Origin of the sequence: Hymenobacter sp. DG25A (genome assembly GCF_001280305.1) — a bacterium.
In the GTDB taxonomy this organism is placed as follows: domain Bacteria; phylum Bacteroidota; class Bacteroidia; order Cytophagales; family Hymenobacteraceae; genus Hymenobacter.
The window spans coordinates 2,836,262-2,861,373 of the sequence record NZ_CP012623.1; the positions used below are offsets into that span (position 1 = coordinate 2,836,262).

At 57.4% G+C, this 25,112-nt stretch carries 17 protein-coding genes; 8 read left to right on the forward strand and 9 right to left on the reverse strand.

Annotated elements, in window-relative coordinates; genetic code table 11:
- Positions 1–74: 74 nt before the first annotated feature.
- From AM218_RS12160 to uvrA, 7 genes are all read right to left on the reverse strand, one after another.
- Positions 75–5,369, reverse strand: a complete 5,295-nt coding sequence (locus AM218_RS12160; protein ID WP_157547649.1) for a hypothetical protein — start codon at positions 5,367–5,369, stop codon at positions 75–77.
- 224 nt (positions 5,370–5,593) lie between these two features.
- Positions 5,594–6,424: a 50S ribosomal protein L11 methyltransferase gene (prmA, locus tag AM218_RS12165; RefSeq protein WP_054415562.1), complete on the reverse strand. Its 831-nt coding sequence runs from the start codon at positions 6,422–6,424 to the stop codon at positions 5,594–5,596.
- Positions 6,425–6,638: 214 nt separating this feature from the next.
- The gene (locus tag AM218_RS12170; protein ID WP_071843777.1) at positions 6,639–7,022 is read right to left on the reverse strand and encodes a 7(1) septoil knot domain-containing protein; all 384 of its coding nucleotides are present in this window, start codon (positions 7,020–7,022) and stop codon (positions 6,639–6,641) included.
- Positions 7,023–7,168: 146 nt separating this feature from the next.
- Positions 7,169–7,933, reverse strand: coding sequence for a triose-phosphate isomerase (gene tpiA / locus AM218_RS12175; protein ID WP_054414104.1), 765 nt, complete (start codon positions 7,931–7,933; stop codon positions 7,169–7,171).
- 51 nt (positions 7,934–7,984) lie between these two features.
- Positions 7,985–8,785 (reverse strand): TspO-related membrane protein, encoded by an 801-nt coding sequence (locus AM218_RS12180; RefSeq protein ID WP_054414105.1) that lies wholly within the window; start codon positions 8,783–8,785, stop codon positions 7,985–7,987.
- Between the two features lie 155 nt (positions 8,786–8,940).
- Entirely contained in the window at positions 8,941–11,010 is a 2,070-nt protein-coding gene (locus AM218_RS12185; protein WP_197273963.1) for a T9SS type A sorting domain-containing protein, read from the reverse strand.
- Between the two features lie 281 nt (positions 11,011–11,291).
- Positions 11,292–14,129, reverse strand: coding sequence for an excinuclease ABC subunit UvrA (uvrA, locus tag AM218_RS12190; RefSeq protein ID WP_054414107.1), 2,838 nt, complete (start codon positions 14,127–14,129; stop codon positions 11,292–11,294).
- Between the two features lie 285 nt (positions 14,130–14,414).
- Here uvrA and AM218_RS12195 point away from each other — a divergent pair, with 285 nt between their 5' ends.
- From AM218_RS12195 to AM218_RS12210, 4 genes are all read left to right on the forward strand, one after another.
- Positions 14,415–14,984: a dihydrofolate reductase family protein gene (locus AM218_RS12195; protein ID WP_054414108.1), complete on the forward strand. Its 570-nt coding sequence runs from the start codon at positions 14,415–14,417 to the stop codon at positions 14,982–14,984.
- A gap of 127 nt (positions 14,985–15,111) precedes the next feature.
- On the forward strand, positions 15,112–15,540 hold the full coding sequence (locus AM218_RS12200) for a hypothetical protein (protein ID WP_054414109.1): 429 nt from the start codon (positions 15,112–15,114) through the stop codon (positions 15,538–15,540).
- 210 nt (positions 15,541–15,750) lie between these two features.
- Positions 15,751–16,254: a hypothetical protein gene (locus tag AM218_RS12205; protein WP_054414110.1), complete on the forward strand. Its 504-nt coding sequence runs from the start codon at positions 15,751–15,753 to the stop codon at positions 16,252–16,254.
- Positions 16,255–16,604: 350 nt separating this feature from the next.
- Entirely contained in the window at positions 16,605–17,828 is a 1,224-nt protein-coding gene (locus AM218_RS12210) for a hypothetical protein (RefSeq protein WP_054414111.1), read from the forward strand.
- A gap of 23 nt (positions 17,829–17,851) precedes the next feature.
- Here the strand turns inward: AM218_RS12210 and AM218_RS12215 are convergent, their stop codons facing one another.
- Positions 17,852–18,553 (reverse strand): SGNH/GDSL hydrolase family protein, encoded by a 702-nt coding sequence (locus AM218_RS12215; protein WP_071843778.1) that lies wholly within the window; start codon positions 18,551–18,553, stop codon positions 17,852–17,854.
- Between the two features lie 353 nt (positions 18,554–18,906).
- Between AM218_RS12215 and AM218_RS12220 the strand changes: the two genes are divergently transcribed.
- Both AM218_RS12220 and AM218_RS12225 read left to right on the forward strand, forming a co-directional pair.
- Positions 18,907–20,358: an alpha/beta hydrolase family protein gene (locus AM218_RS12220; protein ID WP_071843912.1), complete on the forward strand. Its 1,452-nt coding sequence runs from the start codon at positions 18,907–18,909 to the stop codon at positions 20,356–20,358.
- A 363-nt stretch (positions 20,359–20,721) separates the two neighbouring features.
- Positions 20,722–22,137, forward strand: coding sequence for an alpha/beta hydrolase family protein (locus AM218_RS12225; RefSeq protein WP_054414113.1), 1,416 nt, complete (start codon positions 20,722–20,724; stop codon positions 22,135–22,137).
- A gap of 128 nt (positions 22,138–22,265) precedes the next feature.
- On the opposite strand, the gene AM218_RS12230 is transcribed toward AM218_RS12225, so the two are convergent.
- The gene (locus tag AM218_RS12230) at positions 22,266–23,564 is read right to left on the reverse strand and encodes an MFS transporter (protein WP_082318211.1); all 1,299 of its coding nucleotides are present in this window, start codon (positions 23,562–23,564) and stop codon (positions 22,266–22,268) included.
- A 300-nt stretch (positions 23,565–23,864) separates the two neighbouring features.
- On the opposite strand from AM218_RS12230, the gene AM218_RS12235 reads away from it, so the two are divergent.
- Positions 23,865–24,272 carry a hypothetical protein gene (locus AM218_RS12235; RefSeq protein ID WP_054414114.1) on the forward strand — a complete coding sequence of 136 codons (408 nt, stop codon included), beginning with the start codon at positions 23,865–23,867 and terminating at the stop codon, positions 24,270–24,272.
- An 83-nt stretch (positions 24,273–24,355) separates the two neighbouring features.
- Entirely contained in the window at positions 24,356–24,922 is a 567-nt protein-coding gene (locus AM218_RS12240) for a DUF6799 domain-containing protein (protein WP_054414115.1), read from the forward strand.
- The last annotated feature ends 190 nt before the right edge of the window (positions 24,923–25,112 follow it).

The window sequence follows — 25,112 nt, forward strand, 5'->3', positions numbered from 1 at the left end:
GAAGCCGGAGCTTCGCGCTACTTATCATAAACAAACAGCCCCGGTCCGGTGCGGAGCGGGGCTGTTTGTTTACTTTACTGGTCGCCGAAGGGGTCGTCTTCGTTTTTCTTCTTTTTCTTCTTTTTGCTCGTGTCTTCTACCGGCGCTGCTGATGCATCGGCGGGCGGATTCTCGGCATCGGCCTTCGCCTCTTTTTTGCTTTTCTTTTTGGTGGTTTCCTCTACCGGCGCAGTGCCGGCAGCCTCCTTGGCAGCCGCATCAATCAGAGCCTGGTCGTCGTCCTTTTTCTTCTTTTTCTTACGGTCTACCGGTGCATCATCGGTGGGCGCATCGGTGGGCTGCTGGTCGGTGTTGGAAACGTCAAACTCCGAGCCTTTTTTCTTCTTTTTCTTCTTGCCTTCCTCTTCTACAGCAGGGTCAGGTTCAGGCTGGGTGGTAACAATTTTCTTGGCGGCTTCTTTGCCTTTCAGGCCCAGATAGGTTTTGCGGAAGCGGTTGAGGAACTCCTGCACCGTCTGGTCGTCGCCGAGGAAGAAGCCATACTCCGTGGCCGTGTTGTAGTCGCCCTTGGCTTTGTAGCCTACAATCTCATCGAAGGAGCCGTGCTGGGCTTTGGCCAGCATGGTGTTGTTGGCATACTTAAGGTAGTACCACGTCTGCGGCTCGGCCTCCAGATACATTTCCACCACGTCGCCCGTCGATTCGTGCTTGATTTCGATGTAGCCGTCAATCAGCGCGTTAATGTCCTTCTTCAGAACGCTCACCAGGCCAATCTTGCCCGTGGAGTACCACGCCCGCTGCTTCTCCGACCACACCAGGTTTACCTTGTTCAGGACCAGCGTGCGCGCCAGCTTAGACGATACTTTCTGCAGAGACGTGTAGCCACCCCGGCGGTTCATGTAGGCGGCGGCATCTTTGCTGCCCACAAACTCGCCCAGCTTCAGGGCCATTTCGCGGGAGTTATCCACGGCTTCGGGCAGGCCTTTGGCGTAGCGGGCCATATCATCTCCCATGGCAATCAGGGCCTTTTCGGGCAGGTTGATATCCAGGGCCATAAAAGTATCCAGCTCGTAGCGGCTGCTGTCGGGCTTGGCATAGCCCAGGCCGGCGGCCTCCATGGTGTAGTCCTTGTTGGAGTTGATGAGGTTAAGCTTGCCACGGAAGGTCATGGCCGTTGTCGAGTCGTTAAACGTCAGCACATTTCCCTGCAGAATATCGGGGCTCTCATCCTGCGGGCCCAGGCGGAACTGCCGCGACTTGGGGTCGAAGGCCAGCGTGCCATCGGCCTGGAAAATATTCTGGTCGGTGATGCTCTGCTTGGGACCCACAAACAACGGGTACACCCGGTTGGATTCCGACATAAACAGACCCGTGAACAGGGTAGTGCCGTCGTCGGATTTCGGGTCTTTTACCGGAATACGGATGCGGTTGGGGTCAATAGAGTCCTGCACCGCAAACCAGGTAGAGGCCGCGGCGTTCTTGCTGAACTCCAGCCTTGACTGCCCATCAAAGGCAAACCGCTTGCGCTGGGAGTTCATAACGGCGCTGCCCCGGTACGCAATGCGGGGGGCCAGATGGAATTTATCCTCGGCCTTAATATTGGTGGTAGCCAGCGTGGGCGGCGAGAATTTACTGCCGTCATTCTTACTCAGCAGCTTAGCGGCCCGGCTGCGGGTGTCGCCCTGCGCCTGCGCGGAGTCTACCCGGAAGTTTTCAAACTTGATGGCAAAGGAGTCGGCAGAGGCATTTTTGTAGTTGTAGAGCGCATTGCCCACAAACGACCGCCGCGACAGGATATCCACTTCCCCTTTGTACAGCTGGTGGTACTTATGCAGCGTGTCCATAGTGATGTTGGCATTCTTGAACGCGCGCATATCGGCATTGGCCGAGATATACACTTTGTTGCTGTCGGGCTCAATCCAGGCATCGGCGGCGGCAATATGGGGCACGCCACCGGCCAGCAGGCGGTACTTGCTCAGATCATACATGCCGCTGGACGCCTGAAACTTCAGGCCGTACTGATCAGGCTTAGTGGAGTAGAAGAAGGAGCGCGTGGAGTCGGCGCCCGCTGCTACGCGGAATATGATAGTCTTCTTCTTGAAGTCCCACTTACCGCCACTCAGCGAGGTTTTGTACTGGGTATACGGCAGCTCTACGTTAGCCACGCCGGCCTTTTCCGGCGAGAAATCAGCAAAGCCCTGCTTGATGTTGTAGTCGAAAGCCACGTCAGAAGCCGTTACCGCCGGCTTGTTCTGCTCACTGGATTTGATGTTCAGCACCGCATTATTGCCTTTGTAGTGGTGCTGCAGGAACGTGAACTTGGGGGAGCGAATCACCGACTGCGGCCCTTCCATGCGGCCGTTGCCGTACAGCCCGGTGGGCGTCAGCACCGCTTCGCCACGGTAGGTGTAGGTGCCATCATAAAAGCGCATGGCCGTGCTGGATTTGGCCGTGCTGAAGTACATGGAGTCGGCGGCTACGGCCCACTTCATCTGGTAGCCGGGCAGCAGGCTCAGCTTGGGATACTCTGCCCCTTTGTAGGGGCCTTCGGCCAGGGTGGCGGTTTTGCCCACCGTCACCACGGAGTCTGTATAGAAGATAAACTGGTCGCTCTGCAGGGTGGCCGCCAGATACTTTATTTCCCCGATGCCCTGAATACCACGGTTACTCATCTTCACCTGATTATACAGCTGCGCCTTGCCTCCATACAGTGGGAAGCCACCCTTAGGAATGTTGTAGGTGAAGCCCAGGGAGCCATCTTCCTGCAGGGCCAGCTTGGTAGCAAAGCGCGGCATGATCTTGCCCGATACGAAGGTACCCTTGAAGCCTACCGCCGAGCGGTTCTTGTTGTTCAGCGAATCCAGCCGGAAAGGCGGAATATCGAAGTACACCGTGGTATCATAGGCGCCGCCCAATACTTCCGGCTTATCAAAGAAGACGTAGGCACCGGTGGTAGCATCAAACGAAGGGTACGCCCCCAGCTTCTTGCGGCCTGATTTGTTGTTGGGGTGATTGATGTAGAGCTTACCCGCCGAGGTTTTCTTTTTGTTGGTGAGGGTGAAGTCCGTGTCCTTGCGGGCTTTCATCACCGAGCCCTTCGAGTTCTTACCCTTTACAATGATGGAGTCAATCTTCATCATATCCACGTAGAACCCATCGTAGTCAAAGAGGAACTCCTTGCCTTTAAAGACGAAGGCCGACGCCACCATGGTACCGTTGAACAGGATGTTGCGGTTTTTCTGAATGCGGATCTGGCTGCTGTCGGGCTTCACAAATACCGTGACGGAGTCATCGGAGAAGTTAAACCGGTCTACGCCGCGCACCAGCAGTTCATCGTTCTGCATGTTCAGTGTGGCATTGCGCCCACCGCCGGCCACCGACTTAATGGAAATATGGTCGTAGTCTTTCTTGCCCCGCGCTGAGTTAACGTAGTGCGTGGCCTTGGGCAGCAGGAGAATATTGTCGCTGTTGGGGTTGATGCGCACGTAGCCATCCCGGGCCAGGGCCGCCATAGCCGAGCGCACGTTCGGTTCCTTCACCTGATACGTTTCTATCAGGTCGTTCACAGTGAAGTTTTTGGTATTGCCGTGGCTCTGGCTGTAGCCCACCACCATTTGCAGCGGGTGCATCTTATTGATGCCTTTCAACTGCTGATAGCGGGTATTGGTGTAGAATTCTTTGGAATCGAAAGTGGCCGCTACCTGGCTTTTGGCAGTGAGCATGGTGAAGTTGATGAATGGCGTATTGATAGGCCAGGTCAGCAGCTCGGTGGCAATTTCAATCTGGTGGTATGAGTCGGCGTAGGGGGTGGTTTTGTACAGGCCCTCTTCCCGGGCCAGCTGCAGCACCTGCCGGGGCTTGGAGAACTTCAGCTTCACGCCGGGGTGATACAGGGAGTCAATCTTGGCCTGGTAGATGGTGACAGCCGCCCGGGCGGAGGAAATCAGCGTATCGCCCAGCTCATAGGCGCGGGCATCGGCCCGGAACTTGGTTTTGCCATCGGCCTGCACACTTATGGTAGATAGCGAGCCATCCAGGCTGGCGCTGAAGGTGCGCTGCCCGTTGAGGGCAAAACCACCCACGTATTTAATGTTGTCGCCGATGTTCTTGACGCGGGCATCGTTGGTGAGGGAGATAAAGCGCGGGAACGAGGAATCAGTACTGCCGGGCTTTTTCTTGAGACTTTTGAACGCCAGCGCCCCGCGCACGGGGTTTTCCAGCACGGCCGGATACGTCAGCGTTACGGGCTCAGCCTTAAACTCCGGCTTAGCCACGTCAAAATCGTAGTGCGTGAGGTCGGCGGTGGCAGGGTTCTGCCCTACCTGCCACGCATACTGCCCACCCTGACCCACAAAGCGGGTTTGCAGGGGCACCAGCATGCCGCTGGTTTTGGTAATCAGCGCCGAATCACCCCCGAAACCGCCCAGCAGCAGATCCACTTCCTTCAGCACAATAACAGGCCCGCGGGTGCTGGGCGCGGCGTAATCATCAAAGTATTGGGGCGCGGCTACCGGTTCCGGCTCCACCTCGCGAACTACCGGCACGGGTTTGCCGGCGGCGGTTTTGGCCGGCGTCTTTTTAACGGTTACCGCCTTTTTCTTGGGGGCTCCCCAGCCATCATCATTGCCCCAGCCACTGCTGCCGGAATCAGACCAGTCAGCCGAGTCCCAACCATCGTTCTTCTTTTTGGCGGCCGGCTTAGCTGCTGGCTTGGTGGCGGCTTTTGCGGAGGTTTTCAGCGGCGCGGTAGTAACCACGGCGGGCGTGGGTGCCGGCGCGGCTACCGCCTCGGTCAGCGGCTGGTTATTTTCATTGTAGGCGAAGGTAAAGCTACCGCGCACCAGCTCTACGCGGTTGTAGCGCGAGCGGTACAGCATGTTGCTGGCGGTAAACTGGGCCAGCGTGTTCAGCAGCTTTTCCGTTTCCTTTACCGGCTCCTTTTCCACCGTTTTACCAATAGTGGTGAGCAAGTCCGTCATCTGCTGGTCAGAGAGGTTCTGCCTGGCGCTGCCGGCCAGAATGGTATTGAAGAACAGCTCAAAGTGCGGCTTGGGCCGAAACTTCTTGGCCAGCATCTGCTGCGAAATAGCCACGATAGCACGCTGCTGCGTGGCCGTGAGCTTGTTGGAGCCCCACAGACTTTGCAGCTGCGCGGCGGTAGCTTTGGCCGCCACATTATTGGTAGAGGCCATCATAGCCTGCACATCCTGGATAAACTGCTCCGGCTCCTGGGAAAGTTTACCGGCCTGCGGGCGCGCCGTGGCGGCCGGTTGCTGACCGGGCTTGGGGGCGGCTGGCTGCTGGGCTTGCACCACCGTGCTCATTCCCAGGGTCATTACGCAGAGCCATCCAAATACAAGTTGCTTCATACTCAATACCGTCAGAACATACTTATTCGCCTACAATTTCATCAAAAATCGGCGCATTCTTTTTGAAACGGCCGCCAACCCCCACAATTCCCGGTGGATGAAATTTTCGGCTGGCTATTATCCAACCCAACGCTAAAAACTTAGGCGCAAGTGCCCGTTGGGTCCAAACAAAACGAGGGAAAGAGCTACTGCTCCTCCCCTCGCCTGTTGCCTGGTTATCCGGCTTATTTCCGGAAAATGGCCGATACCCAATGGTTGCGCGTGCGCATAGATTCATACTGGAAGCCAGCCTTTTCCGCGGCCTCCAGTATCAGGGGCAAATCTTCTTCATAGAAACCGGAAAACAGAATAGGGCCGCCCGGTTTCAGGTACTGGACATAGGCGCCCATGTCTTCCAGCAGCACATTGCGGTTAATGTTGGCCAGAATGATATCAAAGGGCGCTTCGCCTTCCAGGGCGGTAACGTCGCCGAGGCGGGCTTCCACTTTGTCCTGCACGTTGTTTTCGGCGGCATTGTCGGCGGCGTTTTCGGCGGTCCAGGGCTCTACGTCCACGGCCAGCACGTAATCGGCGCCCAGGTGCACGGCCATAACGGCCAGAATACCGGTGCCGCAGCCCATATCCAGCACGCGCTTGCCCTGGTGGTCAATGGTAAGCTGATTCTCAATCATCAGCGCCGTGGTATCGTGGTGGCCGGTGCCGAAGGACATGCGCGGCATAATCACGATTTCATGCTCCAGATCGGGCCGGGCCTCGTGGAAAGGCGCCCGCACCGATACTTTATCGGCAATAACCAGGGGCTGGAAGTTCTTCTCCCACTCGGCGTTCCAGTTCTGGCGGGTGATGATGCGGTGGCTGTGCTCTACCTCGCCAATGCCTTCGTAGCGGCTCACGATTTCCGCTACGCTGTCGGGGTTAAATACGTCCTCGGTGGTGTAGGCGCAAAAGCCTTCGTCGTTGTCTTCAAAGGTGTCAAACCCTACTTCGGCCAGCTCGGCTACTAAAATATCGGCCAGCTCACGTGGCGCCTTCACGCACAGTTCTATAAAATCCATCAGCTCTGAGTAAGTAAATCCAGGAGGGCAGCCGGGCTGGCCGCGCTGCAAAGGTCGCAGGAAAACTCGGCCTTAACACTTCCGGCTTACAAAAGGCAAGGCTAAGAACCGGTGTGTGGAGTTGGTGAAAATTGTGGAGGCAGACGGCCAGCACATAAAGAAGCCCTTCTGCATCATGCAGGAGGGCTTCTTTATTAATAAACACTATACCGTATTACCGCTGGGCACGGCAGCCAGCGTAGCTGCGCACCTTAGTATACTGAATGCTGAAATCGGCTAAAGCACGCTTATCCGTCACGAACAGCACATAATCGGCAAAGTCGCGGGCCTTGGTGAAGTACCAGAAGCCGGCTTTATCGGCAAAGAGCTTGTTGTCTTCCTGATACACCAGCACATCGGCAAAGGCTTCTTCCGGCTCCACATACACGGTAGCAAAGCACTGGGCCCGGCGGTGTGGGTAGGTTTCCAGGAAGATGCTGCCATAAATACGGCAAGCATCAATGGAGCCCACCGGCCCAGCCGCAACAAACGGCACGGCCGGGGCCGGCTGAAACGGATTCAGCGCCAGAAAACCAGAAAGGAGAAGTGCATGAAGCATAGGTAAACAGGGGCAAGAATCCGGCCGAAAAGTAGCGCGAAGCTCCGGCTTCACGCACGAGCAGAGCGAGTGCTAACGTATGCAGACGCCTGTTACTCGCTGCGCTCGTGCGCGAAGCCGGAGCTTCGTGCTACTCTGTGGCTATGCTAAAACGACTTGATGATTTCCGTGAAGTCGCGGGACTTGAGGGAGGCGCCACCAATGAGGCCGCCGTCTACATCGGGCTGGCTGAACAGCTCACGGGCATTCTGGGCGTTGGCCGAGCCGCCGTACAAAATGGTAGTGTTCAGGGCCGCTTCGGCATCATAAGCGCGGGCAATCTGCTCGCGAATGAAGGCATGCACTTCCTGGGCCTGGGCGCTGGTGGCCGTTTTGCCGGTGCCAATTGCCCAGATGGGCTCGTAAGCAACCACTACCTGCTCAAACTCCTCATTGGAGAGGTGGAACAGGCCGTCTTTCAGCTGCTTCTCAATGTATTTGAAGGTCTCGTCGGCTTCGCGGGTTTCCAGGCTTTCGCCCACGCAGAAAATAGGCTTCAGACCGGCAGCCAGCGCCGCTTTCAGCTTCTGGCTCAGCAGCTCATCATCCTCACGGAAATACTGACGACGCTCAGAATGGCCCAGAATCACATATTCTGTTCCTACTGATTGCAGCATTTTGGCTGAAACCTCCCCCGTGAAAGCACCGCTTTCCTTCTGGTGGCAGTTCTGCGCGCCCAGGTGGAACTGGCTGCCAGCGGGTAGCTGCTTGCCAATGGCCGACAGAAACGGAAACGGCGGACAGATAACCACCTGCACATCGGAGCCGGTTACCTCATCCTGTACCATATTGGTGATTTCGGAAACCAGCGCCAGGCCATCCTGGAGCGTCATGTTCATTTTCCAGTTGCCGGCAACGATGTTCTTACGCATAGCGGAGATGTAGTGATGGAGGAAAGAATGCGTCAAAAGTAAGCAGACAATTCAGACTCCGGTTATGACGCGCCGCCGGCGCAATGCCAGCGCCACCCCTACTCCTCCCGCCAGCACTACCCCGACCAGCGCGGCCCACGCCAGCTCCGGATATTCCGGGCGCCGCGCCAGCCAGATGGCCGCCAGCGCCCAAGCTATTACCAGCGGAATTACCACGTCCCGAAAAGCGCTGCCCACCAGGATAGCCAGGGCGGTTATTACGGCAATCAACACCAAAGCCAGCAGCATCGACACATTCAGCTCCGGCCGCCAGCCCAGGTCCCGCAAAGCAATGGTCAGGTTGATGACCGTAGCCACTGAAATCCATCCCAGAAACAGCGCCACCGGCACGCTGCCAATGGCGGGGCTCTGCTCCTGTAGCACCAGTCTACGGGCCCGGCCATAGGCCACAATCAAGCTTCCCAGAATAATCAGCATTACCACCGCACTCAGGGGCATCAGTTCATAGGCAAACACCAGCAGCCAGGCACCGGTAGCCAGGTTGGCTACCACCAGCGGCCGGGCCACCGCGCTGGGCAAAGGGTTGTGCCGCTGAGCAGGCAGCAGCTGCCACACCGCATACGCCAGCAAGCTCAGAAATATCAGCCCCCAAATGCTGAACGCATAGCCCGCCGGCGTGAGCAGCGTGGGGTATTTGCCCGATACCACCGCATTGGTCTGCCCATTAAACGGGTAGCGCTGCGACACATAGTTGAGCGCAATATTGAGCACAATGGCTACGGCCGCCAGCCCGCGCCACACGCGGCTTTCGGTGTAGGTGGCGGAGAAATGGGGATGCGGGGTGATTTCCATATGGGCCGCGAATAGCAGATAAATGAGTGACTTACGAAACCGGTTTGGTCAGCGTTGATTACTACCCGCTAACTTACGAATACCGCACTGCTGGTAATGTAAATCCTGGTTGGCAGACAAGTAGGCCATCGGAGAACTCCGGGTATGGCTATGCACTATTCCACCACTACGCGCTTAACCAACACTTCGGCTCCGGCCTGCAGACGCAGCACGTACACACCAGCCCGCAGGTCCCGCACATCGAAATTAAAATGAGTACCGGCGGCAGGCAGGAGTGCCGTTTTCCGGCATACTGCCTGCCCTAGCGTATTGAGCAACGTGGCCTGCACCTTCTTGGCACCGGGCACGGCTGGCAGCAGCAGACTGAAGCGCTGATGGGCTGGGTTAGGATAGAGCTGCACGCTGGCGGCACTCAGAGCAGCCGCGCTGGCGCTAGTGCTTATTGGCTCAAAGCGCAACTCAAACCGACCATTCAGTGGCCCGGCCGCCCCCACCACGAAATTATAGCGCGGTTGCTGGCTCAGATTGACATCATGCCCGGTCAGGGTATCGTGCAGGTACACGGTGGCCGTGCTTAGGTTCAATAGTTGAGCAGCTTCCAGCTTGTAATTGCCCGCCTGCGGCAGGGCCATGCCCAGCGGCACAACTGCGGAGCCGGTCAGTTGAGAGAGTCCATTGATAGCCTGCTCGGTGCCCGCCGCCAGGGTCCAGAGTGTAAGCACCGTGTCGGGGCTGTGTTGCATCTTCAGCGCATCAAAGCGTGCGTCAAAGTCGGCGGTGGCTCCTGCTTCGAAGTACACGTAGGTCTCATCGATCAGGGATGAGCCGGCGCGGGCGAGAGTCAGCTGCAGCAAGGGCCGGGTTTCAGCGCCCGGCGGCTCTGAATGCTCCTGCCCGAACGTGGTAACGCGCGCCGCATTGGGCAAAGTCAGGCTCACTACCGAGTTGGGCTGACTCACGCGCACAAAAAAGCCCTGACCCAGTGGTAGCACGGGGTTGCCAATGCCGTTGACGTAGCTGCGGTACCGGCCGCCATACTGCCCAATACTCTGGTACACGTAAAGCGCCGCATCAAGGCCGGCGGGCACGGGTACTTGGCGCCAGTCCAGCGGCGCAGGAAACGGGTTGCCCAGCAGCTGCCAGCCTGCATCGGCTTCAGACCCGCGGTTCAGCGTCAGTGTTACGTCACTCTGGTTCGGCACGCCCTGGAAATTAATGATGCTACTGGCGGGCAGATTCACGTTATAGCCCCGGCCCACTGCCAGCGGGTCGCTGAGGGAGGCCGGCGAAACCCAGCCCTTATCGAACGGACTCAGGCCCACGGCCGGGCTGCTGGCCAGCCGGGCTTGGTCGTAGCCGAACACCGTGGGAAAAGGCAAGACGCTGCCCGGCGCGGCGGCCCCATTGTAAGCGGGGTTGACTACAGGTGTGAAACCGGCCGTAGCCAGCATACCGACGGAAGCACCCTGCACCGGGGCGGCGAGGTGGCGGTAGCCAAGTCCCGCGTTCAGACTCGGGTCGATACTGCGCTGGATGACGATGGGCCGGGTGATGACCGGCCCCGGTGGCACCCCGTTAGCTGTCCGATCCATTATCAGGGCGGTTCCGCGCACGGGGTCCGAAAGCAGTGTAATCGTACGGGCTGGCCCCGGTCCCAGCAGAAAATCCGGGTCGATGATGGTACTGTTGTAGGTGCCCAGCACTTCGGCAACGCTCACGTTGCTTTCCAGCGCCAGAATGTTGTTGCCCGGCGTGCCCTGCAAGTTCACCACGTTTGCTATCAGACTACGAACCCGCGCAGGCAGCCCCGAGCCGGTATACTGCACCACAGGCGCCTCCTGGAAGCGTATTACTGCATCGTACACGTAATTGGCGTCGGGACTGTACGAGCGGCTCTCAGAATAGATGCTCCCGCCATTAGGCGAGGTGCTGCCCGCTGCCATGATGCCGAATGCGTCCCCGATGTGCAGCGTGCCGCCCGCCTGCAACTCAAAAGCGCCTCCTCCTACCAGCCATTCATCGGTAATCAGGGTGCCGCCGTCTTCCACGCGCAACGTTTCGGTTACATTTACATTGGCCCGCATCGTGGCATTGCCGCCCCGGGCAATGGTCAGGTTGGTGTAAAGGCCGCCGATATCCTCGCTCGAGGTTATCGTTACATTCTGAGCCAGGGCCGCCGAGGCCGGCAACAGCAAACTCACCATCAGGACAAGGACGTACCTCAACTGCGGGCGGCGAGTGGTGGGTGGTACTGTATCCATACAGCGGTGATAATAAGTGGATGGGAAATACCAGCGGGCCTCGGCTGTGGTGGACTCGGTGGGCAAGCTGCAACCAGAGCTGTCTATTTAAATTACTGAATTTACCGGCTCCAGTCCAATTTGACCAGCATCATTTTGGCAGAGGGCGGGTCATGTGCCGACAAACAATTTTACTCACCTTAAGCACAAAGAAAGGGCACCCATGCGGGTGCCCTTTGTACCAGACAGGCTGCCAGAAGCTGTTGCTACAGCTTCTCCGCCAGAAAGCGCGCCGTGTGGTTGCTGTCCTTGATTTTGGCCATCTCCTCGGGCGTGCCTTCGAACAGCAGGTGGCCGCCGTTGATGCCGCCTTCGGGGCCGAGGTCGATAATCCAGTCGGCGCACTTGATGATGTCCATGTTGTGCTCGATGATGAGTACCGAGTTGCCTTGCTCTACCAGCGCATTTAGGGCCGTCATCAGCTTATTGATGTCGTGGAAGTGCAGGCCGGTGCTGGGCTCATCAAAAATGAACAGAATCTTATCCTGCTGCAGCGTGGCGCCCTTGGTCAGGAAGGAGGCCAGCTTCACGCGCTGGGCCTCGCCGCCGGAAAGCGTGTTGGCCGACTGCCCCAGGCGGATATAGCCCAGCCCTACATCATCGAGCGGCCGGAGACGCTCCACAATTTTCAGCTGGTTTTTGAAGAACTCAATGCTGTCCTCAATGGTCATTTCGAGCACCTCATTAATGCTCTTGTCCTGGTATTTCACGTCCAGCACATCCTGCTTGAACTTGCGGCCTTCGCAGGCTTCGCAGGTCAGGTAGATATCGGCCATGAACTGCATTTCAATCTTCACCTGGCCTTCGCCCTGGCACACCTCGCAACGGCCGCCATCAATATTGAAGGAGAAGTGTGACGGTTTGAAGCCGCGAGCCTTGGCCAATTGCTGATCGGCAAACAGGCTGCGAATGGCATCGTAGGCCTTCACGTAGGTCACTGGGTTGGAGCGGCTGCTCTTACCGATGGGGTTCTGGTCCACGAATTCCACGTGCGTTACCTGCCCGCTCACGCCCATGAGGCGATCGAACTTGCCGGTAGCCTCGCCGGCTCCGCCGCCCAGCTGCTTCATGAGCGCGGGCGCCAGAATGCGGCGAATGAGCGTTGACTTGCCCGAGCCGGATACGCCCGTTACCACCGTCATAACATTCAGCGGAAACTTGACGGATACGTTCTTGAGGTTGTTTTCGCGGGCGCCCGTCAGCTCCAGGGCGTTGCGCCAGGGGCGGCGCGTTTTGGGCACGGCCACTTCCATTTTCCCGCTCAGGTACTGGCCGGTGTAGGTGGCGGTGTCCTTCAGAATCTCCTCGTAAGTGCCCTGGAACATGAGGTGGCCGCCACCGCTGCCGGCTTCGGGGCCGATGTCGATGATCTGGTCGGCCTCTTCCATGATTTTCTCCTCGTGCTCCACCACAATAACCGTGTTGCCCAGCTTTTGCAAGGAGCGCAGCACGCCAATCAGCTGCTCAGCATCCTTTGGGTGCAGGCCGATGCTGGGCTCATCGAGAATGTACATGGAGCCCACTAGCGCCGAGCCAAGCGAGGTTGCCAGCGAAATACGCTGGCTTTCGCCGCCGGAAAGTGTGCTGCTCAGGCGGTTCAGGGTGAGGTAGCCCAGGCCCACGCGGTTGAGGTACTCCAGGCGGTTGGTTACTTCCGTTACCAGGCGCTCGGCCACTTTGGCGTCGTGCTCGTCCAGATTCATGTTCTGGAAGAACTCCAGGGCCTTGCTTACCGGCAGCAGCACCAGGTCGGTGATGCTCTGGCCGCTGATTTTCACGTACTGGGCGTCTTTGCGCAGGCGGGTGCCGCGGCAGTCGGGGCAGGTGGTGCGGCCGCGGTAGCGGCTTTGCAGCACGCGGTACTGGATTTTATGCGTTTGGGTAGACACCCATTTGAAATAGTCGTCGAGGCCGTCGAAGTACTTGTTGCCTTTCCAGAGCAGCAGGCGCTCGGCCTCACTCAGCTCATTATAGGGCCGGTGAATGGGGAAATCGAAGCGGATGCCATTTTTGAGCAGGGGCTTCAGCCACTCGCTCTGCTTGTCGGTGCGCCAGGGGGCAATGGCGCCTTCGTACACTGTGAGACTTTTGTCGGGAATTACCAGGTCTTCATCAATGCCCAGCACCGAGCCAAAGCCTTCGCAGGTCTGGCAGGCACCGTAGGGGTTGTTGAAGGAAAAGAAGTTGACGCTGGGCTCCTCAAACACCTCACCGTCCAGCTCAAACCGGTCGGAGAAGGTGCGGGTTTCCTCATCGAGCTTGATGATGCAGGTGCCGTGGCCCTCGAAGAAAGCGGTTTGCACGGAGTCGGAGAGGCGGAACATCAGGTCTTCGTCGCCGGGCTGAATCACGGCGCGGTCAATCATGATGAACACGTCGCCCTTCACCTCGGGCTGGCCCTCGGCAATCAGCTCTTCAATGAAGGATGTTTCGCCGTTTACGACTACGCGGCTGTAGCCTTTCTGCAGCAGCAAATCCAGTTCCTTGCTCATGGGCCGGCCGGCTTCCGAGGGCATCAGAGGCGCCAGCACCATAATACGGGTGCCGCCGGGCAGGCGGAACAGGTAATCCACCACATCGGCCACGTTATCCTTGCGCACCTGCTCCCCGCTGATGGGCGAGAACGTGCGGCCTACGCGGGCGAAGAGTAGCTTGAGGTAGTCGTAAATCTCGGTGCTGGTGCCTACCGTGGAGCGGTTGTTCTTGATGCTGACCTTCTGCTCGATGGCAATGGCCGGCGAAATACCCCGGATATAGTCTACATCGGGCTTATCCATGCGGCCCAGGAACTGGCGGGCGTAGGATGAGAGGCTTTCCACGTACATGCGCTGGCCCTCGGCGTAGAGCGTATCGAAGGCCAGGCTCGACTTGCCCGAGCCCGAGAGGCCCGTAACGACAATGAATTTATTGCGCGGCAGCGCTACGCTCAGGTTCTTGAGATTATGAACCCGGGCATTTTTTATCAGGATAAACTCGCGTGGGTCGAGCTGGTCAATGGGGTCGGCTGCCGGAGCGGCCATTTGCAGAGCGGAATTGTCGGCCATAGAACGGGTAAACAGCCGCAGGCCGGGGTTTGGTTTCCGGCTAGTGCGGTTTGGTCAGGCGAAGGTACGGCGGGGGCGGTTGGATTGGTAGTGGCAGGCTTCTCGGCACTACCTGCACAGTCCGCCGCGGGGTGGTTATTTGGCTACTGTTGGTTTGGGAAACGCTATTACCTTGCGTAGGCATGTGCTGGTACTTCACTGGGCACCAGTGGTACTACCACATAGTATCAATCCTTGTAAAAAAGACCGTCACCACGCACAGACAACTACACCACTTACAAGCACATGAGAAAACTAATTTCATTTATGCACATCTCCCTGGACGGTTTTGTATCAGGGCCGAACGGAGAAATGAATTGGATTACCGTGAATGAAGAAATCTTCGCTCATATCGATAAGCGGATAAGCAAAACCGACACGGCAGCCTATGGCCGGGCAACCTATCAGATGATGGAGAGTTACTGGCCAAAGCAGGGAAACGAGCCCGATGCTAGCCAGCACGACATTGACCACTCAACGTGGTATAACCACGTGCACAAAGTGGTTGTATCCAACTCCATGCAAGGCGCGGATTTACCGAACACCACCATTATTAATAGTAACCTCGCGGAGAGCCTACAGGAAATAAAACAGCAGGGGGATACAGACATCCTGCTGTTTGGCAGCCCAACGGCCACCCACTCCCTGATGCAACAGAATTTAATTGACGGCTACTGGCTGTTTGTGAATCCTATAATTCTGGGCCAGGGCATTCCCTTGTTTACCAACGTCCAGGACAAAATAAAACTTAAGCTATTGACCACCCAACAATTCACTTGCGGAGTAACAGAACTGAGTTATGTAGTGGACAAATAAATAACAACGAACGGCTACGTTCATGTAGCGCGAGAATCATAACGCAACGAAGCGCAGACAACTAAATGCGCTACATGAAGGTATCCCAACCGCAGAAAGTGCTTCGACAGTAATCTAAAAAGGACTTATGAACTCGTCTGCCCACAACGATATTGACCTTCTCTTGGAAAAAGCAAAAAGCTCTGGAAGAAATGAAGACCTTTCCGCTTTGTGGAAAGCTGCCCTTAGTTTGCCTCAATGGCATTTTATAACGCAACAAACGGCCAATATTGAAGACAGAAAACCGGCCGTGGGAATGGTTGATAACAAGCCTTGGGTATTCTTATTTACTGATAGGCAAAGAGCGCAGGAGTATGGGAGAACTGTAAAAGACGGCGGGTTTGTCGATGAAAGTGGCAACGTCATGGTTATATCCACGGATACACAAAGAGCCATTGACTACCTTCTGGCTCTCGCTTCGCAAGGCGTATATGGCTTAAGATTCAATGAGCTTAATGGCTGGTTTTCACCCATCGGAAACTTGCCTGCTATTATAAAACACGTGCATAAAGGCTAAGTAGTAATTACCTCACCAAGCAATGCTGAGCCCCCTGCAGTCGCTCGGCTGTGCCGAGTGACTAATGCGCTTGAGCAGCTATGCTGCGAATCCGGCTGAGGCGCTGACCCACATGGCGCGGGACGCTCGCGGCAGAGCCGCTCTGACTTATAGGTCACTCGGCACAGCCGAGCGACTGCACCTAGATGTTAGTAGCCATTTAATGACACCATGAGAAAGGACACAGCATTTATGCTCTCAGCAATCATTCTATCAATTTTTTGCCACGTGACAGATGCCTTTGGCAGGGGTTTGGTACTAATAGTTGGGGTAGCTGGACTGATTGGAATTATTGTGCTTCTCACTACAGCATCACCGCTGACTGATTTATCTGACAATGAGGAGCGAGTTCTTCGGCAGGAAAAAAAGCTGCTCCCATTTGTATTAGCAGTAATTCTCTTCAATATCATTGCTTTCTATGCGGTATATGACTTTGTAGGTGGCAGCCCAGATGACAATAAGCTTATACTTGCTGTGACTACAGCATTGGGGCTGACATCTCTCGTGGGATTTGTTCTGGGACTTATCATTTCTGCTTTTCCTTACAAAGGCATGGACTTCATCAATAAATTTAAAAGAGGCGCTTTGCTCGGACTGCTCATTGCTCTTAGCCTGCAAGCCATTATGTATGGAATTACTTGGCTAACGATGACTCCCCTACCCGCACGAGTTTAAAGCAGCGTAACTCATGCCCATCCTTGATGATGAGTCTGCCGCAAAGCGGTAAGCCAGCCCCGCGCAGGTAACAGGGCGGATCTTTTAAATCTCCCGCATAAGGCCTCGGCGGCTACATAACCCGGCCGGAAATACAACAAAAAAGGGCCGCTGCCGCGGCCCCTTTTTATTTGCATAGGTGTAATGATACTTTAGTAATAATCAAGTCAATAAGGTTTGTATTCTTTCGTAGCCCGGGTAACTGAATAAGCTGTCTGATAGCACTATACAAAAGTGCAGCCTTCCCAAGCGTGGTACAAAGGCCAAAAATTTCTTTTTTTGGCCCTTCGTTACTGTTTAGTGTTCTATCTATGCCCGTTATATCTGCTACGCAGCAAGCCGCCCTTTGCGCGGCAGTAGCTACCCGCTTTGGCCAGCCCATCCGCTACCCCAGCCATTGCGAAGCCCTGGAAGCTTCCATTGCCCAGGCCCAACCCCAGGACGGCCGCCTGAGCGCCAATACGCTGCGCCGTTTTTTTGGGCTGGTGAAGAAAACCGGCGGCTACCACCTGCACACCCTCGATGCCCTGGCCCGCTACGCCGGCCACACCGATTTTGAAGCTTTCGTAACGGGCACCTTCACGCCCGGTACCGCCGCAGATGCTATTCCGGACATTCCTGAGCTGCTGGCCTTTCCCCGGCTGCAGCATGCCGAGCGGCTTTTAATGGGCTACTTTCTGGGCCAGATTACCCGCACCGGTGATTTCACGGCCAATCCCCTGGCCCTGCGCCTGGCCGCCCACCCGGCCGGGCAGGAATACTTTGTGGAAAGCTATGTGGACCTGGCTTATCTCAATGGCGCCTACGGCCAGGTGGTGCGGGAGTATTTACGCCACAAAAAAACGCCCGAAGCCCAGCTCTACGGCAACAGCGTGTTGTTTTTGGGCGAGTTTCTGGCCGAAGATGAACCTGCGTGGCAGGCCCGTTTGCAGCATCTGCTGGCTCTCCCCATTCCGCCCGATACGCATCCCTTCCCGCGCGGCCGTCGGGCGTTTGCCGAAGTTGTAGCTACCTGGTATAATGCCCCCACACAGCCAATGCCGACAGCGCTGTGGACGCGGCTGCTGGATGAGGCGGCTCAGATTCCCGTTCTCACCGCGGATGCTGACAGCTTACCGGCCTTTTACAACTACTTTCCCGCTGGTTATTATTTTCTGGTGGCGGAGTCCCTCTTTCTGACTAATCAGTTTGAGCCGCTAGCCGCTTGGATAGCGCTTACGCTGGAAGCTTATCCCACTCTGCAGCATTACGAACACAACGTTTTTAACGAGCTAATGCGGGCTTTTCAGGCAGTAGCTGCCCTACGTACCGGCACTGCTACCACCTGGGATTCGGCACCGCTGGGCGCCGTGCTGACTACCCACGCCTGGCTGCGCGACTACTATCAGGTGCATTGCTGGCTGGCGAGCCTACATTTTGCCGTAGCCGGCCCGCCCGACCCGTCGGCAGTTGCCAAGATCCGGCAGCACATCAGCCGGTTTGCCCAAAAGCGCCGGATGCCGTTTTTTGAAAGCCTGGCCGCGCGCATTGTGTAGCTGGCACTTGTGGTCTGATAAATCTACTTCTTCAAATATGGCGCTACCACGCGCGTCCAAATCTCATACCCGGCGCGGGTCATGTGCAGGCTGTCTGATATATAAAGCTCCGGGCGGGGCTTGCCGTTTGGGCCCAGCATAGGCGTGCTTACATCCACGAATGTAAGCCGTTTGGGATGTTGCTCAATGTACTGGCGGATGAGGGCGTTGGCCTCCTGCATCCTGGGATAAAGCGCCCAGCGCGAGGGGCTGGGTTTGATGGACAGGAACACGACGGGCACGCGGCGCAGCTTTTTGTTCTGGCGCATCAGCTTCTCAAACGCCAGAAACGATGCATACACTTCCTGCGTCGTAGCCCCGGCGTTAATATCGTTGTCGCCCTCATAAAGCAGTACCTGTCGCGGCTGGTAGGGTACCACCAGCTTCTCGAAAAAGTAAATAGCATCGGGAAAGCGGGAGCCTCCGAAGCCGCGGTTGAGCACGGGCCGGCCGGGGAAGTCCTGCGGCAGCGTTTCCCACTTCCTGATAGACGAGCTGCCATAGAACAGAATAGGCTTGCGAGGAGGCGGCGTGAGGCTGTCCTGCCGGGCAAAGGCGCGCAGCTCCTCCGCCCATTGGGCCGGATTGATAGCCGGCACCTGCGAAGTCTGAGCAAAACCCGTGAGGCTGCTTAACAGGAGAAAAGCAAACCCTGCACTCAGGGAACGAAGAATAGATGGACGCATAGCAAGAATTATCAGCTTATGATAAGCTGCAAGCTACCAGGTTGTCTGGTAATGGTCGTTAGGTTGAAAAAGGAACGTCATGCTGAGCGGAGCCGAAGCATCTCGCGTGCTGACGTTGTGGTAGTAAGCCAACGGAGTGGTAGAGATGCTTCGGCTCCGCTCAGCATGACGGTAATTTTCCTACTACGCCCCCACGCAACATGTCTCAACTACACTCGCCGTGACAGGTCTTGTTGCCATCTGCAATCCTGGCTACCCTTCTTTCTATTTTCCTGTTCGGAACAGAGCCTCCTTACCCAACGTTGTACCAGCACACCGTAATTTTCGGCACTCATCTTGTGCTGTACCAGCTTATGCGTTCTATCTTCTCTGCCTGCCTGCTTCTATTGATTTCTTTTTCGGCGGCTTTCGGGCAGCGGGTTCCCGGGCTGGCGGGCCAATGGGCCGGCACTCTGAAACTGCCCAATGGCGGCGCATTGCCGCTGCTGATTGCCATGCAGGAGGCCAACGGCCGCCGCTCAGCCACGCTGGATGTGCCCAGCCAGGGCGCAACCGGCATTCTGGTAGACCAAGTGATAGTGCGCGGGGATAGTATGCTGCTCGCCATCAACACCATCAAAGCCCGCTATGCCGGCCGGCTCAGCGCCGATGGCCGCCAGATGCAGGGCTTCTGGCGCCAGAATAATGCCCGCTTACCCCTCACGCTGGTGCGCAGCTCGGTAGCCACGCCACCGGCCGCGGCGGCCCCGGCTACTTCCGCACGGCCCGGCGCCAAACAAAACCGCCCTCAAGAGCCGGTAGCCCCTTTCCCTTACCGGGAGGAGGAAGTGAAATTTACAAACCGCACGGGCGGCGTCACGCTGGGCGGCACGCTCACGGTGCCGCCCGGGGCGGGGCCATTCCCGGCCGTGGTGCTGCTCTCCGGCTCCGGCGCCCAGGACCGTGACGAAACCGTTTTCGGCCACCGCCCTTTTCGGGTAATAGCTGATTATCTCGCCCGGCGCGGTATTGCCGTACTGCGCTTTGATGACCGGGGCGTGGGCCAGTCTACCGGCAACGCCAAAACCGCCACCGCCGGCGACTACACCACCGACGCTCAGGCGGCGCTGGCCTTTCTGCGTACCCGCCGTGAAATCAATGGCAAGCAGCTGGGCCTGATTGGGCACAGCGAAGGCGGTACAGCCGCCATTGCCGCCGCCGGTCAGCCCCAGGGCCCGGCCTTTCTGGTGCTGCTGGCCACGCCCGGCGTGCCCGGCCCCGATTTAATAACCCGCCAGGCCCTGGATCAGGCTCGCCTCAAGACTACCAACCCTAAAATTCTGGCCGGGGTAGAACAGCGCCAGCGCAACCTGCTCGGCATTGTGCAGCGCGTTGCGGATAACAATGCTGCCCAGGCCCAGCTGGTGGCCGCCCTCATCCCCCCCATTGACCTGCCTCCCGAGCAAGCGGCTCAGATTAAAGCCGTAGCCCAGGGCCAGGCCACCCTCATGGTTACGCCGGCCTACCGCTATCTGCTGAACGACAACCCGCAGAAAACCCTGAAGGCTGTGCGCTGCCCGGTACTGGCCCTGGGCGGCAGCAAAGACCTGCAGGTAGCCTCGTCCGTGAATTTGCCGGCTATTGAGAAAACCCTGAAGGCCGTGCCCAACCGCGACGTAACGGTAAAAGAGCTGCCGGGCCTGAATCATTTATTCCAGACCGCCAACACCGGCGGCGTGGGAGAATACGCACAGCTGGAAGAAACCTTCTCACCCACCGCCCTAAAAATTATCGGCGACTGGGTCACGGAGCACACTAAGCGTTAAGCGGCTTTTGCGTTAATCTGTCACGTAAGACTACTGCTCTGGAGGGAGCTTCTGTGGGTGTACCTACAGAAGCTCCCTCCTTCATTTTTAGTCCGTTAAGTGACGGTGCAGCACCGGGACTTTCCGCTGCTCCTGCTCCAATCCTTACTAAGCCCACCTTTATTCCCTGCCACGCCATCAGCCGGATAAGCATGGCGCAGGCCCAGGCGGCTTAAAATGGCTTGATGATTGCGGATTAAAAAAATGGTTAGATTTCAACCTTCACCTGCACCCATCCGCCATATCAACAACCTTACATAGCACTTTATGAATACACGCTTACTCCTCCTCCGCAGGTTCTGCGCCCTTGTGCTGTTGGTTTTAATGCCTGGTATTTTGTTGGCCGGCCCCGAAGACCCCAAGCTCAACGGCCAATGGTCGGGAATGCTGAAAGTGGCGGGCACGGAGATGGAGATGATTGTGACTATTGTTCCGCTTTCTACCGGCGGCTATTATGCGGCGCTGGATATTCCAAAGCAGAAAATCAGCCGCATGCCCATGAAGGCATCCTTAACCAACCAGGATGTGCTGCTGAAGATAGACCAGGCCGGCAGCCGCTTCACAGGCAAGCTGAATATGGCGGGCACCGAGATGAAGGGCACCTGGCAGCAGCCGGGCATTACAGGTCCGCTGGTGCTCAAGCGTATTTCTACTTCCATCCTCAACGCGGCTTTTAAAGCGGCTCCGCCTTACCGACGCGAAGAGGTAATTGTACCCAATAAGCCGTTTAAGCTTCGTCTGGGTGCTACGCTCACCATGCCCAACGGCGCCGGCCCCTTCCCGGCCGTGGCATTGGTATCAGACCTGGGTGCCCAGGACCGCGACGCCTCCCAGGAGCAATACCGCATGTTTGCTATTCTGGCCGATTACCTCACGCGCCAGGGCTTTGCCGTGTTGCGCTACGATGACCGGGGCGTGGGCCAGTCAAACGGCCGATACTACTCCGCCACCACCGCCGACCTGGTGACAGATGCGCAGGCCGCCATGGGCTTTCTGCGGGCTCACTACCGGGTAAAGAAAAACCAAGTAGGTCTGATTGGGCACGGCGAAGGCGCCAACATTGCCCTGCTGGCCGCGGCGCAGCCCAAAGGCCCCGATTTTGTGGTGTCGCTAGCGGGCTCCGGCCAAACCGGGCAAGCCGTAATGCAGCAGCAGCAGGTAGAAATTCTGCGGCTGATTGGTGCCAATGCCAACCAGGTGAAATCAGCCCTGGCCCTGGATAATCAGATGGTGAACGTGATTCGCCAGACACCCGACGATAAACTGGCCCGCGCCAAAGTGGGCGTGCTGCTGCGCCAGATTAATAACGACCTGGCTTTTACCATGGTGCAGGCCCGCGTAGAGCAGCTGACCTCGCCCTGGTACCGCTACTACCTAGATTTCAACCCGGTTTCCAAGCTCCACAGCGTGAAATGCCCGGTACTGGCCATGAACGGCACCGCCGACCTGCAGGTGATGGCCAACAAAAACCTTTCGCTCCTGCACAAAGGCCTCCGCAACAGCCGCAAAGTCACGATAGTGAAGCTGCCCGGGGTAAACCACCTGTTCCAGCCCGACCGCAGCGAATGGGCCCTGATCAATAACGAGCAACAGCCGGTGTTTGCGCCCAAGGCTTTGGCTACGATGGATACGTGGCTTAAAAACCGCACCAAAACCAGAACCTCTTTCACCGCTCCTATTAAAGCCAAGCTGGCGGCGCCGCTGCGTAAGCCCGCCCCCGATAAAACCGCCAGCCGGTAAGCCAGGAGAGTTATAAACCAAAATGCTCCGGCAGCCAGTCTGGCTGCCGGAGCATTTTGGTTTTAGGAGCGGCTACTTTCTGCAATACCCCAGGCTGAGTTTGCCTCCCGGATTCCTTTGTGCCTTTATCAGGCCTGCACCGGCTCGGTTTCTTGTTTGGGCGATAGGTCCAGCTCGCGCAGCTGGTTGGCGCGCCAGGCCGTTACGGCCACCACCACCAGCGTCATGGTGCCGCCCAGCACCACTGAGGTAACCGTGCCCAGCAGCCGCGCCGTAGCCCCCGACTCAAAGGCGCCTATTTCGTTGGAAGAGCCGATGAAGATGTTGTTTACCGCCGAAACGCGCCCTTTCATGTACTCCGGCGTGAAGGTGTGCAGCAGTGTGGAGCGCACAATCACAGACACAGAATCGAAGATGCCCGTCATGAACAGCAGCATCAGGGACAGCCAGAAGTTGCGGGACAGCGCAAACAGGATAGTAGCCACACCAAAGCCCGCCACCGCCCACAGGAGCTTGCGGCCAGCGTGCCGGCGCAGCGGGAAGTACGTCAGCAGTACCGCCATCAGCACGGAGCCTACGGCCGGCGCGGCCCGCAGGTAGCCCAGCCCCTCGGCGCCGGTGTGCAGAATCTCATCGGCAAAAATGGGCAGCAGCGCCACCGCACCACCAAACAGCACGGCAAACAGATCCAGTGACAAGGCCGCCAGCACAATCTGGTTTTGAAAGATAAACTGCACCCCGCTCAGCACGCTTTCCTTTAGCCCCAAGCGCTGGCCTTCTATGGGCGGCAGCGGGCGCCCGGCAATACTCAGAAATAGCGCCAGGGAAAGAGTGGTCAGCACTACATCGGTCATGTACGCGGCGGAAATACCCAGCTTGGCATAGATCAGCCCGCCAATGGCCGGGCCCATCACCGCGGCGGCCTGCCAGGTAGAGCTGTTCCAGGTTATGGCATTGGCTAGCCGCTCCCGGTCGGGCAGCAGCTGCGGCATAAAGGAAAACAAAGCGGGCCCCAGAAAGCCCCGCGCCAGCCCACTGGTAAAAATAACGGCGTATAAAGGCAGGGCATGATAGCGCAGCAGCCAGCCGGCGCCTTCCGGGCGGGTAAACGAGAGCAACGCCGCCGCGCAGAACAGCAGCACCACCACGGCAGCCAGAATAATATTCTTGCGGCGTACAGAGTCGGCCAGGTGGCCGGCGTACAACGATACCACAATGCTGGGCACGGCTTCGGCCAGGCCAATAAGGCCCAGCGCCAGGGGGTCTTTGGTGAGCTGATAGATCTGCCAGCCCACTACCACCGCCTGCATTTGGGTAGCTACTACCAGGCACACGCGGGCCCCAATCAGGCGCCGAAATTCAGGAACGCGCAGGGCTGCATATGGGTCGTGCGGCCGGGCGGGCGGAAAGCTGGAGGAGGATGTCATAACGGTATTCGCAGAGCCGGCAAAGGTAGCCGAAACGCGCCGCAGAAGTACAGAATAAGGGCCGCTTATTCCTGCTGCTTGACATAGCTGAGTATTCTGTGTATCATTGACTTATTCTTCCTGCTCTGCCGGTGCGGCCACTTTTTCAGGTACCTGCCCTTCCTTATAGGACGCTACCACGGCGCCACCGCCTCCCTCCACCTAGCTGCCACTTCTCTTACCGATGTCTTCTGGCATAGGGTGCTCCTGCTGCCCTTTTCTGCCCGTTGGCCTGTCAGATACAGCTAACTGCGCTTTGCTATGGTCGATTTTCTTGCCCTCACGCATCAGCCTGCTACTCCGGTGCTGGTGGCCCGCTGGCTGCGGGCAGCCACGCCCGAAGAACTACAGCAGGGCTATAATGAGCTGCTATCGGTGGCTACGCTGCATAAAGTGCGCTACTGGCTGCTGGACTTACGCCGCCGCGGCCCCGTCAGCGCCGAGCTGGTGCAGTGGGTGCAGCAAACCTTTTTCCCGCACGCGGCCTGGGAGTTGCAGGGCAGCATCTACCTGTCTTATTTCATCTCGCCCGATCATCTGGAACAGTTGCAGCTACAGCCGGACTGGTTCGCGGAAGATCAGGGCCATTGCCTGGCCCGGGTGTTTACCGATGAGCGGCAGGCAACCGAGTGGCTGAGCCAAACCCGCCAGCAGGAACAAGTTGCCTGATTCGACTTATTCCACTGGTTTGCGTACTAAGCGAAATCCGCCCGGTTTCGCTTTTTTATTGTCTGCCGTTCTTCCTCTTTCCTATGCTACGCACTACTATCCTTGGCTTTCTGGCAGTTTTTTGCCTGAACACCGCTGCCTCCGCCCAAACCCAACCCACCACCCAGGGCCAGCAAGCCGTGCGCGTATCCCTGAAGGATGGCGCCTTTCGCCGCAAGGGGGTAATGATGCGCATCCAAAGCGGTAAAATCACCCGCCTGACTTCATCCTTCCAGCTAACCAACGGCACCACTGTTTACCCCGATGGCCATGTAGTAACCACCAACGGCACCCGCCAGCAGCTGCCCGATGGGCGCGCTATTAATATGCAAGGCGAGATTGTGGGCCTGAGTGATGATATGCTGACGGCGGCCACCATTCAGCAGCTGGATCAAATGGTTACCGGCTACACCGGCACCGTGATTAGTCTGCCCAATGCCGTACCCGCCGAGGCCGCTACCGCCCTGCAGCGCCTGGAGCGCAAAGCCGCCTTGCTGGAGCAGCTCACCGACCGCCTCGCGCAGCGCACTGCCCAGGCCGTGCCCGTCTCCCCGGAAGCCGCCCGCCTGGATGCCCAGATCAATGCCCTGGCACCTCCAGCCAAGCCATAAGCAGCCCCTCTCAACACTGAAAAGCCCGCCATAAGCGGGCTTTTTTATTTGCTTCCATTCCTTTTTTGAGTATTTTAAGCTGATAGAAAGCAAAACTGAACAATTGCACCGGTTCAGGAACATGTGAAAAATTTCTGCTTTTATTCTTATCTGGCATTGTGTTTGGGCGATTGGTTCTTTACATTTGGTC

Coding starts and splice junctions, on each gene's coding strand:
- AM218_RS12160 (WP_157547649.1), bottom strand. CDS start 5,369: ATGAAGCAACTTGTATTTGGATGGCTCTGCGTAATGACCCTGGGAATG.
- prmA (WP_054415562.1), bottom strand. CDS start 6,424: ATGGATTTTATAGAACTGTGCGTGAAGGCGCCACGTGAGCTGGCCGAT.
- AM218_RS12170 (WP_071843777.1), bottom strand. CDS start 7,022: ATGCTTCATGCACTTCTCCTTTCTGGTTTTCTGGCGCTGAATCCGTTT.
- tpiA (WP_054414104.1), bottom strand. CDS start 7,933: ATGCGTAAGAACATCGTTGCCGGCAACTGGAAAATGAACATGACGCTC.
- AM218_RS12180 (WP_054414105.1), bottom strand. CDS start 8,785: ATGGAAATCACCCCGCATCCCCATTTCTCCGCCACCTACACCGAAAGC.
- uvrA (WP_054414107.1), bottom strand. CDS start 14,129: ATGGCCGACAATTCCGCTCTGCAAATGGCCGCTCCGGCAGCCGACCCC.
- AM218_RS12195 (WP_054414108.1), top strand. CDS start 14,415: ATGAGAAAACTAATTTCATTTATGCACATCTCCCTGGACGGTTTTGTA.
- AM218_RS12200 (WP_054414109.1), top strand. CDS start 15,112: ATGAACTCGTCTGCCCACAACGATATTGACCTTCTCTTGGAAAAAGCA.
- AM218_RS12205 (WP_054414110.1), top strand. CDS start 15,751: ATGAGAAAGGACACAGCATTTATGCTCTCAGCAATCATTCTATCAATT.
- AM218_RS12210 (WP_054414111.1), top strand. CDS start 16,605: ATGCCCGTTATATCTGCTACGCAGCAAGCCGCCCTTTGCGCGGCAGTA.
- AM218_RS12215 (WP_071843778.1), bottom strand. CDS start 18,553: ATGCGTCCATCTATTCTTCGTTCCCTGAGTGCAGGGTTTGCTTTTCTC.
- AM218_RS12220 (WP_071843912.1), top strand. CDS start 18,907: ATGCGTTCTATCTTCTCTGCCTGCCTGCTTCTATTGATTTCTTTTTCG.
- AM218_RS12225 (WP_054414113.1), top strand. CDS start 20,722: ATGCCTGGTATTTTGTTGGCCGGCCCCGAAGACCCCAAGCTCAACGGC.
- AM218_RS12230 (WP_082318211.1), bottom strand. CDS start 23,564: ATGACATCCTCCTCCAGCTTTCCGCCCGCCCGGCCGCACGACCCATAT.
- AM218_RS12235 (WP_054414114.1), top strand. CDS start 23,865: ATGGTCGATTTTCTTGCCCTCACGCATCAGCCTGCTACTCCGGTGCTG.
- AM218_RS12240 (WP_054414115.1), top strand. CDS start 24,356: ATGCTACGCACTACTATCCTTGGCTTTCTGGCAGTTTTTTGCCTGAAC.